At 65.5% G+C, this 12,811-nt stretch carries 7 protein-coding genes; all 7 read left to right on the top strand.

The genetic code is table 11. The annotated features are described in order from the left end of the window. The gene (locus JYK02_RS34190) at positions 1-369 is read left to right on the top strand and encodes a response regulator (RefSeq protein WP_207057114.1); all 369 of its coding nucleotides are present in this window, start codon (positions 1-3) and stop codon (positions 367-369) included. Between the two features lie 1,657 nt (positions 370-2,026). After that, positions 2,027-7,396, top strand: a complete 5,370-nt coding sequence (locus JYK02_RS34185; RefSeq protein ID WP_207057113.1) for an RHS repeat-associated core domain-containing protein — start codon at positions 2,027-2,029, stop codon at positions 7,394-7,396. Between the two features lie 50 nt (positions 7,397-7,446). Beyond that, positions 7,447-7,704, top strand: a complete 258-nt coding sequence (locus tag JYK02_RS34180; protein ID WP_207057112.1) for a hypothetical protein — start codon at positions 7,447-7,449, stop codon at positions 7,702-7,704. Positions 7,705-8,249: 545 nt separating this feature from the next. After that, on the top strand, positions 8,250-9,032 hold the full coding sequence (locus JYK02_RS34175) for a hypothetical protein (protein WP_207057111.1): 783 nt from the start codon (positions 8,250-8,252) through the stop codon (positions 9,030-9,032). Between the two features lie 50 nt (positions 9,033-9,082). Next, entirely contained in the window at positions 9,083-10,309 is a 1,227-nt protein-coding gene (locus JYK02_RS34170) for an ROK family transcriptional regulator (RefSeq protein ID WP_207057110.1), read from the top strand. Continuing rightward, complete coding sequence (locus JYK02_RS34165) at positions 10,306-11,169, top strand: glycoside hydrolase family 16 protein (protein ID WP_207057109.1); 864 nt, start codon at positions 10,306-10,308, stop codon at positions 11,167-11,169. Before JYK02_RS34170 ends, JYK02_RS34165 begins: the two co-directional genes overlap by 4 nt. After that, positions 11,166-12,809, top strand: a complete 1,644-nt coding sequence (locus JYK02_RS34160; protein ID WP_207057108.1) for an ABC transporter substrate-binding protein — start codon at positions 11,166-11,168, stop codon at positions 12,807-12,809. Before JYK02_RS34165 ends, JYK02_RS34160 begins: the two co-directional genes overlap by 4 nt. The last annotated feature ends 2 nt before the right edge of the window (positions 12,810-12,811 follow it).

Raw genomic sequence — 12,811 nt, 5'->3', positions numbered from 1 at the left:
ATGGGTCCCGTCCTCATCGTCGACGACGAGTTCGGCATCGTGGAAGCCGTCCGGGACCTCCTGTCCGACGAGGGCTACCGCACCGTCACCGCCCTCAACGGCCGCGAGGCCCTGGAGCGGATGGCGCAGGAGCGCCCGTCGATGGTGCTGCTCGACTACATGATGCCGGTGCTCAACGGGCCGGGCGTGCTGGAGTCCATGCAGAAGGACCCCGGCCTGCGCGACGTCCCGGTGGTGATGATGAGCGCCAGTCCGCCGGAGTTCTGGCAGCACCTGCCGTGCGCGGCCTTCCTGCCCAAGCCCTTCGACATCGAGCAGCTCCTCGACATGGTCCGCCGCATCGTCGGCGAGCCGCCCCTGACGCACTGAGGGCCGGCTGGGGTCGAGGTAGCGCCTGCCGCTGGCCTTGACAGGCCTTGAGCGTTCACCCTATGTCGCCCTGTTCAAAGGGTGACATTGCTAATCATTGACGCCCTCGAATCCAAAATTTCAACTGGGAAGGCGTCTTGAAAGTACTGTGGCGTGTGAATCCCCTGGCATCCTGGCTCGTCGGGGGAGGGCTGGCAGGCCTCCTTGCATGTAGCGCGGAGCAGGCTCCTGCACCTGTCGCATCGCCAGCGCCCGTTCTGGGTGAGCATCGCACGGCGCTTGCCGAGACCGCCTCGAAGGCGGTGGGTGAAGAATGCAGTGCGAACGGCGCCTCTGAATGCAAGTCCGGCCTTTGCCTGCATTCGGGCACCTCGCCCGATGAAGGCTACTTTTGCAGCCAGAAGTGCATTGCCGCGTCGGAGTGTCCGGCCCAATGGAAGTGCGCCCAGGTCCATCCCGCCACCGAGGCGCGCGTCTGTGTTCCGCCCGTGGACTGGAATCCCTCGTCAATTCCTTCCCGCGACTGAGTTGAATGCCTCGCCAATTCAAAGAAGCCTTCCCGTCGGAGACGGTGATGTCCTTGTCTGTCCGGATGTTGTTGTGTGTCCTGTGCTTGGCATCCTGGGGCGCAGTGGAAGCAGAACCCATGTGCTCCGCGGGGCAAACCACTTCCTGCACCACGGCTGGAGGGTGCGGAGGCTTCAAGTATTGCTCGGCACCTCCCGGAGGTACGGGAGAGTGGGGCGAGTGCATGCCCCACCTGGAGCCTCAAGCCTGCTCGGCGTGTGGAGTAGGCGGAACAGCCACCTGCGTGGATGGGGAGTTCCTGGGGCCCTGTCAGCCCGCCACTGCAAAGGATATCGATATCTGCGGCAACGCCTGCGACGATGATCGCGATGGCGAAATGAATGAAGGATGCGCCGGAAGCTCCACGTTCGATTACTGCGAACGTCAGCCTGGTGGTGCGTACGTTCGGTGGACCTGTGGTTGCGGTGACGGGTTGAACGTCGGCTACTGCCTGGGATCCGGCGACTCGCAAGCCTCCTGTAGCAGCCCTGGCGGATGCCTCAAGGCGCCAATCTTTGGCGTCACCGGCAGCCCCCAGGCCGGAGGTAATTATCAGTGTTGCGTGTCAAGCAAGCCATGCGACACGGAAGGCTACGTTCCGGGGGGATTGCAGTGTGCCTCTTGGGACTCACAGAAGTTCGAATGCACGCCGGGGGCTTCCTGCGACGACAGCAACGCTTGCGGCAACACCTGTGTGGGGGTCAAGCCTCAAATCAACGTGCTGACAGGAGCTCGCACGACCAGTGGTGCCTACTGTGCGGCAGGTCGGGTGTGCAGTGACGCCCAGGGGGGATTTGGCCAAGGCAGCAATGGTGTTTCCGCGAGCGACATCACGTGGCAGTGTGGAACGGTCGGGGACGAACAGGGAACGCGTAAGACCTGTCTTCCGTTCGGAGACACCGGATACAATCCCATTCCTGGCCATACATTGCTGCACCCGCCTCCTGGACGAAACCCGGGCTCTCAACCGGGTGGCGGTGGAGGAAGCAGTGGTGGTGACAATGGTGACTCCGCCACGGACGAGGACATACCCGAGCCTGATGAATGTTCCGAGAACAAGACCCAGGTGGCAAGTGCTGGCGTGTCTTCCATGTCTTCGCCGCGCGTGAACCTGTCGGACTTCACCACGCGATTCAGTGCGGCGGACCTCGGGGTGCAAGGAGAGCTGGGCGGACTCAACTTCCTGCGCAAATACGTGTCTACTGATAACTTCTGGTCCTACCAGTCCATGCTGGGCAATAGCAATGAGCCCTTCTTGCCAAAGCCCTTTGGGTCCAGTCCGAGCCGAACCAGCTCTCTACGCTGGTGGCACACGCTCTATAGTTTTGTCTATGTCAAGGGAACGACTCCGGGCGTCAGCACCTGGGCGGTGCGAGACATCGAAGGAGAAGTACTGGAGTTCGCCGCATGCAGTCTCACCTCGGCTGGGTGTTTTGCTGCGCCGCGGACGACGAGCCGCTGGTCCAATGCGAGTCTCTACCGGGCGGCGGATGGGACGTTCGTCCTCGTGAAGCCAGGTGAGGGCCGCTTCGTCTATGCCTCGAAGTGGATGGCCAATGGAGTCGTGAGCCGATACTTCCTCACCCGTGTGGAGGAGGATCGCCTGAGTGGGACGCCTCGTGTCCGGCTCAGCCTGGCGTATGCAACTCCTACGAACGTCTCCATCACCTGCCCTGGCGCGAGCACCTTGGGCAATGGTGTGCCCTACCTCTCGACGGTGACCACGGAGGAAGGCGCCACGCTGCGGCTGGTCTATCGGCAGATCTACGCAAAGCCCCCCAGTCCTGTCTGGGAGTGTGTGATCAGTCAGCTCATGCTGCGGACCAACCCGAACGCTCCTGCTGGCACGAGTCCGCAGGAGTCGGTTGTCGCTGAATATAAATATGCCTTGCTGCCTGATTTCGAGACGGCAGGCGTGCTCGCTGGGGTTGACTACCCCGAGACGGGTGACAGCATCCGCTATACCGACACGACCTCCTCCTCGGCGCAGTCGACGAGCTGGAATGTTTCCGTGAACCAGATGTCCCTGGTGGAGCACCAGTACCAGAACGGGAAGGTGTCCGTGATGGGAGGGGGAACGACATCCGCTGTTTCAATGAGCGCGGGTGCTGGAAACTGTGATGGGCCTGATGCAATGGGAACCGGCAGCGGCTGCACTCCTCCCGCCGCCGAAGCCTTGACGGCCCCTTCGGGAGATTCGGCGGGAAGCACCGTGCAGTTCCGCCGCACGTTCTTCGCGCGCAGCTCGTCCTACTCTCCTCATTCCCTCTTGAGCTCTGTCCGGGACATCTGCCTGTCAGAGACCGGCAACTGCATCAGCTTCGCCGAGGGATACATCACCTACACCTATGCGACACCGGCGGACGGGACCCTGTATCTTCAGTCCGTTGGGAACAAGTTGGGGCGCTATGCCGTCACCAACAAGACTTTCGCGGCGGCTGGCGCGCAGTCGGCTCCAGGAGTGGTCAGCCCCGCGCTCCATGTGTCACGAGCCGTCGGCCAGGACCTGTCTGGCAACAATGGCGTCCCCGGTGTGACGACGGATTATGCCTACGCCAGCTTCCCGCCGGGGGCCACAGCCAATCCCTGGAAGCCGGTGCAGACCACCACGAATACAGTCCCGTCCGTCATCCAGCCGGGCGCCGTCGCGGCGACTCGCTCTACGTATGACGAAAAGACCCGGTTCCTGAAGTCAGTGATTCGCTCAGGCTATACCCAGGTGTTTGATCCGGCGAGTGGAACGTGGTCGAACGCGCTTCGCCATGTGGGAGTCTTCTATTTCAACCATGGTGGATGCTTTGGTGGCCCGGACACCGGGGACACCCGCCTGACCGAGGTCCATGGCCCCTGCTTCGTGAGTGGGCCAGAGGCGACGGAGTGTTCAGGCAGTGATTATCCGCTCACCCAATACCAGTATTATGGCCCCCCGTCCGCCGAACCCAGCGCAAGGGCTGGACGACTGCAGTCCGTCTCAAAGTACTATTATGGGTGCTCGGGATATCCTGGGCTGACGACGACCTACAACCAGTATGATGCGCGAGGCAACGCAACACAGATTACGTCACCTCAGGGCGTGGTGACGACACTTCAGTACCAGGGCGGCCGTATTGTCAGCTCGACGAGCCAGGGACTGGTGACAACCTATCTGTATGAGGGGGCGGTGCAGCGGGCCTCGCGATTGCCGACAGGCAACTATTCGGTCAATTGCTACAGGACGGGGACGCCCGTGGGCCAAGGCTGCACCGGAGGGCAGAAGACCACGCTCCTTCAGTGGACTGCGATCGCCAGCGATGAACTGGGGGCCGACTGGAGCGAGAAGATGCTCCGGACCTACTGGCCAAACGGTTCGCTGAAGTCGGAGGAGACGCGTTCGCGCCGGAACGGTGTCGAGGAGAGCCGGACGCTCATCACCCACCACCCGGATCCCCAGGCGCGGGACACCTATTCCAGGATTGGGCAGGGGGCGGGAAGCATTGCCTCCGTCAAGGGGTTCGACGCCAACGACAACCTCATTGCGTCCGGGCGCCCCTTCAACAACCCGCCGGACTTCTGCCGTGATCCGAACCTCGCCATCTCCAGCCTTTGTACCTCCATGGAGTATGACCCGGCGGACCGGCTCACGCGGGTCTCGAACTCCCTGTCCGGGCAAACCCGGTACTCAAGGTTTGATTACGACGGCCAGGGAAACGTGGATGACATCCGCCTTGGATGCACCCCCTTCAAGGGCGGCTGCGACATCACCAATTCGTATCAGCATGATGACTTTGGCAATGTTGTCCAGATCAAGCTCCCGCACGCGACGGCGCCGATCCATCTGGAACACAACGCCGCGGGTCAATTGCGTCTCAAGCAGTCCGAGGTGATGCACCAGGCAGGGGAGTGGCTGGAGTACGACTACGACATGGTGGGGCGGCCGAAGAGGGCCGCGCGCCGGACGGGGGGAAGCGCTCCCGTGACCGAGGTGCTCTACCAACTGGGGTATGACGCGGACGCTGTCATGGGGGGCGACTGCGGCGACAACGAGCTGAACTCCTATGGCCTTCCGCGCTTCCGGGAGGACTCCTTCGGGCGCACCTGGTATCGCTACGACGCGCAGCGGCGGCTGGTGGGCGAGGTGCGGCAGCGTCAAGGCACGTCGGACTGCTCGCCCGCGCTCGAAACGCAATACGCGTATGACAGCGCAGGCCGGTTGTCGACGATTCGTTATCCATACGGCCGTCTCGTCACTTACGCCTATGGCGTGGGGGCCAACGCGCATCGCGTGTCCGCCATTGACGTGGGCTTGTTCACCGGCGTGGGTATCCAGACGCGACGGCTGGTGAGCAACATTGTCTGGGAGCCGTTCGGTGGGCTCCGGGGCTACCAGGCCAATCCCACGGACACCACCTCACGCGCGGTGGAGTACGCCCTGGGGGACAACGGGACACAGCCCCCTTCGGGCTGCTCCGTAGGATTCCCGTCTTCGTCCGCTTCGGACCTGACGGGGCGGCTGCGTTCTCTGCGGGTTTCCTCGGGTGGGTTCACGCCCGGCACGGGAAGTGGTGACATCTACAAACGCACGTACACCTGGACGGCGGATCAGGTGGTTCGCATGGACACGTGTGTGCTGGGGGCGACCACGCCCAGGACCGAGCTCTTCGACTATGACTCGATGCTGCGGCTGATTTCCGCGACCCGTCCTCCGGGGAATGATGAGGCAACGGGGGGCGCCTTCCAGGATCAGGCATTTGGTTATGATGCGCGTGGAAACCGGAGGACGTTCACGCAGTGGCATGGGGCTGAAGTCAACCAGTTTACCTATGGGTTGGGACGGCTCGCGGATCGCCTGTTGTCAACGAAGCCCGAGTTCGATCCCTCCCAGAAGGTCGCTTTTTCCTATGATGCCGACGGGCGGGTCGTAGGGAAGCAGTTGGGGCTTTACGTCACGGACACTCCCGCCAACGTGCTGGATCTGCGCTACAGCCCCTTCGATGCTTCCGGGGGCCACGGATCCGCTCGGGAGTCCGTCTTCCGTGCAGTCCGCGTCAACGGTGCGACCTACAGCTATTTCTACGACGCCATGGGTCGGCGGCGCGCGAAGGTCAATCCCTTCAACCAGCGCGACGAGTTCTTCCATGACTCTCGAAGCGAGCTCCTGGTGGATCAGGGATGGAGTGATGTCTTCCAATCCAGCTTCCGGGTCGTGGATGACTACGTCTGGCTGGGAGGACGTCCGATCATCCTGCTTCGAGGCAGGCTGGATGCGACCATGGACACTCGTGCGTCCGACGCCACCGCGGACTGCCGTCGCGACGGCGAGGCCGCTGCGTGCGGTATCTACTTCCCCATCACGGACAATGTGGGCAAGCCGGTCGTGATGTTGGACGGCGCCGGACGGGTGTCAGGGGTCGCGGACTACCAGCCTTTCGGTCACGTCAACAGGTTCTCGGTCAAGGACAGTACGCTTCATCCGTACGGCGACGACGACAGTGAGACGATCTCCGGGTTCGTCCAGCCGCCAGAGAACGCACAGGTTCAAGTCCGCGTGCGGCCTTTGTTCCAATACATGGATACGCATGACAGCGACGATGGGGCTGAGATCTGGGATGCGGACACCAGCACCTTGCTGGCCCGGGTTACGGGGCAGGAACTGGGTCGCGTGACGACGCCCTGGCTGCATCCGGCTGCCGGGCGGATCGTCCTGAATTTCGTCGCGGGTCCGGCGGATGCCTCGGGTCCGAATACGTCCAGTGGCATGGCCCTGGAGGGCTACGAGTACCAGCGCTATCAGACGGGGGCGCAGCCGTTCTGGACGCCGCTGCGATTCGCCGGGCATTACCACGACGCGGAAACCGATCTCTTCGAGAACCGGAACAGGTACTACGACCCAAGCGTGGGCCGCTACCTGCAGCCAGAGCCCTTGCTGGCAAAGCCAAGCTATGTTGTCGGGGCAGCCCGAAACGCTGGAATGGCCCCGGCCTATTCCTATGCGTTCAACAACCCGGTGGCCTTTATTGACCCAGATGGTCTTGCCGCGCGGTGTCCTGGTGGCAACTGGTTTGGCGGTCCCCTTGTTCTTGGTGAGGCGGGTGGAGCAATCTTCGGCGGCATCGTGTTCGCTGGAGTCTACAGTTGCCTGTCGGCGCCCGTGACGGTCAGCATTGTCAGTGTTTGTGGGTTCGGGGCAGACGTCGTGACGTTCAACAAGCCGCCTGCCGTGGCGCCCAAGCTGGAGAAGGGAGGGATGATGCCTCATCTGACTTGCGAGGTCGGGCTCGGTTACGCCAAGAACACAGAGGACGTTAAGGACTTCGAGGGGTTGAGCTTTGGCGGTTTTCTGACCGTCGGTCCTGCAACCCTCTTTGTCGAAGGCCATAACCCCTTGGAGCCCGACACCTACGGTCTCGTGGTGGGCGTCCCGGAGGGCGTCCCAGTCGGTGGCGGAGTCTTGGCGTGCCAGACCTGGGCATGGGAACTCTAGGAATGGTGACCCGGCGAATCCCAATCGCGCCCTCTACGCGTGGGGAGTGGGTGGCCCTTCTTGTCGTGATGGGGTTCATCGCGGCAGTCTTCGCGCTTGTTGCAAGTCGTGGAGTTTTCCAGGGGGTTGTTCTTTTTTGGTATGCATGGGCTGTTCATGTCGCTCTTCTCGTCGCCTACCTGGCTCGACGCGGTCTGCTTTTGCGTCAAGGGCGGGCAGGCCTCTTCGCGAAGATTGACAGACTCGCTGTTGAAGGAATTCAGGCTTCTGGATTCATCATGGCCATGTTGTTGTTTTTCAGGCGCTGAGAAGCCGTGTTGATGTGGGCTGTCCGGGCATTCTGGACCTGGGCAGCCTTTGTAGGGTGAAGGTCCAGTGGGAAGGAATGCGGTACCGGCGCGTATCGCATTCCTTCCCTGGCATGGGGCCTCTTGTGTGACGGGGGCTGCCGCGCGACGTGCCGGTGGTATCGGCCCGGGAACGTTGCAGCCAGGCCGTCCGCGCACCGCGGGCCGCGGCTCCGTTCCCCCAATACCGACCCACCACGTCCCGGGCGCCATGGCGCACCGCATCAACGGATTTACCCCGCGTAGCCCGTGTCCGGCGGCTTGCAAATGGGTAAAGGGGGCTGGTATTTCTTCGTCAATCGAACGAACTCGCACGTTCGCGGTGGGCGGGGACGCGGCAGGGCTCCTGGCGGCAGGAGCTCAGGCGGCGGGAGAGCGCAGTTTCTCCTCTGGCGTATGGCGGCGTGGGTGACGCGACGCGACATGCGGGCGGCGGCTTCCAGCAGCTTTTGATTTCTTCGTTGTGAGAACGAAGTCATCCCAGCAAGACAACCAGGAGGGGATTCATGCTTCGCAACAAGCGTTTCGCGTGGACGTGGGCGGCCGCCGGACTTTTCGCGGTCGCGGGGCTCATTGGCGCCTGCGACCCTGAGGACGACTCGCCCACCCCCAGCAACCAGAACGACGCCGGTACCAAGTCCGACGCGGGGACGAACACCGACGCGGGGACGAACACCGACGCTGGCACGACCACGGACGCCGGCACGACCACGGACGCGGGCACCACCACGGACGCCGGCACCACCACGGATGCGGGCACCACGACGGACGCGGGCACCACCACGGACGCGGGCACGCAGGCGACGCTGCCCCTGGCGGTGGACGGCACCTGGGCGGCCAGCGGCTACATGGGCGCGGGCGGGCAGGGCGGCCTGGTGGACGAGCCCATCTGCCACACGCCGCGTCCCGGCGCGGGCCTGGGCAACTGCCACAAGTTCACCGCGACCCAGAAGGGTGATGCCTGGGCCGGCGTCTTCTGGCAGTTCCCGGAAGGCGCCTGGGAGAACGACCCGCGCCCTGGCTTCCAGGTGCCGGATGGCGCGAAGGCCGTGACCTTCTACGCCTGGAGCGAGTCCGGCGGCGAGGTCGTCGATTTCTTCGTCGGTTACGAGACCAAGGACGGCTTCACGAAGAAGATCAACGTCACGCTGACCAACGAGCCCAAGCAGTACACGCTGGACATCAGCAAGGTCCGCTACGGCACGGTCGGCGGGGGCTTCGGCTGGTCGGCGGGCGGGCTGGACGTCAAGCCGCTCGTGCTCTTCATTGACGACATCCAGTGGCACTGACCACCACACCCTGAGCGCCTGGCGCGCCAACAACGGAACGTGAGCGGACGATGAAAGCGGGAACGGCGGTGTTGACGGTCGATGCAGCGGGCATGCGCGCGCAGAACAGCGGCCTGCTGCTGAACATGATCTGGCGCGAGCGTCAGATCTCCCGGGCGGAGATTGCCCGGCGCACGGAGCTCAGCCCGTCGACCGTCTCCGCCATCGTCGCGGACCTGGAGCAGGCGGGCCTGGTGCGCAGCATTGGCGCCGGGGTCTCCCGCGGGGGCCGCCGTCCTACCCTCATCGGCTTCTGTGACGAGGCCTTCAGCCTGGTGGGCGTCGAGCTGGGCGCCTCCCACGTCACCGTCGTCCTCACGGACCTCCGCGGCCGCGTGCGCACGCAGAGCAAGGCGAGCCACGCGGTGCGCGGCGATCCGGAAGGGTCGCTGCAGAAGGCGAAGGAGCTGGTCCACGAGTGCCTGGACGCCGAGCGCGTCCCGCGCCGCTCCGTGGTCGGCATGGGGGTGGCCGTGCCCAGCCCCGTGCACCCGGCCGCGCCCGGCAAGATGTCCCCGCTCATCCTGCCCGCGTGGAAGCACGTGGACGTGAAGGAGTGGTTCGAGACCACCTTCGACATGCCCGTCTTCGTGGACAACGACGCGAACCTCGGCGCGCTGTCGGAGTGCTTCTGGGGTGCGGGCTCCGGAGGCGAGGACCTGACGTACATCAAGCTGGCCACCGGTATCGGCGCCGGCCACATCATCCACGGCGACGTGTACCGGGGCGCCGGCGGAACGGCCGGTGAAATCGGCCACATCCCGGTGGACTCCAACGGGCCGCTCTGCGTGTGCGGCCTGCGCGGCTGCCTCGTCACCCTCATCGGCTCCACCGCGCTCACCGAGCGCGCGCGCGAGCTGATGGGCACCCGCGGCCGCAAGGGCCCCACGGTGCGCGACCTGGTGGAGGGCGCTCGCGCGGGCGACGCCGCCGCGAAGCAGATCATCGACGGCATGGGCGCCTACCTGGGCATCGCCGTGGGCGGCCTGCTCAACCTGCTCAACCCCGCCATCGTCGTGCTGGGCGGGGAGATCTCCTCCGTGGGCGAGATGCTGCTCGACCCCTTGCGCGCGTCCGTCCGGCAGCGCGCCCTGTCTGTCTCCATGGCGGAGACGCGCATCGTCACGTCCACGCTGGGAGAGCGGGCCATCGCCGTGGGCGCGGCCACCCTCGTGCTCCAGGCGGCGCTACGCGACCGCTCCCTCTTTCCCACGCAGAACGTCGGGAGAACCGCATGACATCCCGCAGTGTCGTCCTCGCCCTGGCCCTCTCGGGCCTGGGGATGGCTTCGTGTGACCCGGCAGCAGGTCTGGATAACAAGCAAAACGAGCAACCCAAGCCCGTGACGGAGCAGCCGGGGACGGGCTGGCAGGTGGTCTGGCAGGACGAGTTCGACGGGCCCGCGGGGGCGCTGCCCTCGAAGGAGAACTGGGTCCCGGACGTGGGCGGGGACGGGTGGGGCAACGGCCAGTACGAGTACAACACCGCGCGCGCGGAGAACGCGTCGCTGGACGGTGAGGGCCACCTGGCCATCGTCGCGCGCAAGGAGCGCTACGGCGGCAATGACTACACGTCCGCGCGCCTGACGACGAAGAACCGCTACAGCAAGGCCTACGGCCGCGTGGAGGCGCGCATCAAGCTGCCCACGGGCCGGGGCATCTGGCCGGCGTTCTGGCTGCTGGGCGCGGACGTGGACTCCGTCGGCTGGCCGGAGTGCGGCGAGATCGACATCATGGAGCACAAGGGGCAGATCCCCTCCGTCGTCAGCAGCGCGGTGCACGGGCCGGGCTACTCCGGGGGCGGGAACATCGGCCGTCAGCACGCCGTGTCCGGGCCTCCGCTCGCCGAGGACTTCCACCTCTACGCGGTGGAGTGGGAGCCGGAGCTGTTGCGCTTCATCGTGGACGACACCGTCTTCTTCGAGGTGACGCCGAAGAGCCTGCCCGCGGGCCGCAAGTGGGTCTACGACCATCCGCACTTCATCATCCTCAACATCGCGGTGGGCGGCTCGTTCGTGGGGCCGCCGGACGCCAAGACGGTGTTCCCGCAGACGATGAAGGTGGACTACGTGCGCGTCTACGAAAGGGCCGCGCCGTGAGGTTCGCCCGCGCGCTCCTGCCGCTGGCCTTGCTGGTGGCGTGCTCCTTGGAGCCGCGCCCCCGGCCGCCGGGTGTGCTGTTCGTCTCCGTGGAGCAGCAGAGCGCGTGGGTGCGCAACTTCAACCCCCTGTTCGCGGGCGCCGGTGCGCGCTGGCCCACCCGGGCGGGCGTGTACGAGTGCATGGAGATCTTCAGTTCCGCGCAGGGCAAGTGGGTGCCGTGGCTCGCCACGGGCCACGCCTGGTCCGAGGATCAGCTCACGCTTCGCTTCACGATTCGCGACGGCGTCCTCTGGTCCGACGGCAAGCCCTTCAGCGCGGACGACGTCGTCTTCACCTTCGGCCTGCTCAAGCAGCACCCGGCGCTGGACGCGGGCGGCGTGTGGCGCTTCCTCACGGACGTGAAGGCGGAAGGGGCGGGCACCGTCGCGTTCACCTTCTCGCGCGTGTACCTGCCGGGCTTCAGCGACCTGGCGCACCAGATCATCGTGCCCCGGCACGTCTGGAAGGACGTCGCGGATCCGGTGACGTTCACCAACCCGGATCCGGTGGCCACCGGGCCGTTCACCCAGGTGACGCTGTTCCGCAACCAGGTCTACGAGCTGGGCCGGAACCCGCACTACTGGCAGCCCGGCAAGCCCGCGGTGACCGCGCTGCGCTTCCTGGCGTTCCCCACCAACGACCAGGCCAACATGGCGCTGGTGGAGGGGGAGGTGGACTGGGCGGGCAACTTCGTGCCGGCGGTGGACCGCACCTTCGTGTCGCGCGACCCCGCGCACCACGCGCGCTGGTTCCCGCTCTACGGCAGCACCGTCTTCCTCTACCCCAACACCACGCGCCCGCCGCTGGACGACGTGCGCGTGCGCAAGGCGCTGAGCATGGCGCTGGACCGCGACCGGCTGGTGGAGGTGGCCATGTATGGCTACACCCGCCCCGCGGACGCCACCGCGCTCAACGACGCGTACACCGGCTGGAAGGACCCTCGGGTCGCGAAGGACGCGTGGACCCGTTACGACCTGGACGCGGCGAACCGGCTGCTGGACGAGGCGGGCCTCACGCGCGGCGCGGACGGCATGCGGCGGCTGAAGGACGGGCAGCCCTTCGCGCTGGACCTGGAGGTCGTGAGCGGGTGGTCGGACTGGGTGCGGGCGGGGCAGGTGGTGGGCCGCGACCTGCGCAAGCTGGGCATCGGCGTCCAGCTCAAGACCTACGAGTTCGGCACCTGGTTCACGCGCCTGCAGAAGGGCGAGTTCCAGCTGGCCATCTCCTGGTCGCTGGACGGCCCCACGCCGTACAACTTCTACAAGTGGCTCCTGTCGCCGCGCACGGTGCGGCCGGTGGGCGAGGTGGCCGCGGCCAACTGGCACCGCATGGGCGACGCGCAGGCGGATGAGCTGCTCGTGCGCTTCGAGCGCGCCGGCACGCCGGAGGAGCAGCACGCGCTGATGTCCCAGGTGCAGCAGCGCTTCTCCGCCACCGCGCCCGCCATTCCACTGTTCCCCAACCCGTCCTGGGGCGAGTCCAACTCCTCGCGCTTCACGGGCTTCCCCACCGAGCAGAACCCCTACGCGCGGCTCGCGCCGCACGCGGAGCCCGACAGCCTGCTGGTGCTGACGCAGCTGTCCCCGAGGGAGCGCTGACC

The sequence above is a fragment of the Corallococcus macrosporus genome, assembly GCF_017302985.1.
GTDB lineage: Bacteria > Myxococcota > Myxococcia > Myxococcales > Myxococcaceae > Corallococcus > Corallococcus macrosporus_A.
The sequence above is the reverse complement of the archived record's forward strand: the minus strand, read 5'-3'. Positions and strand labels throughout refer to the sequence as shown.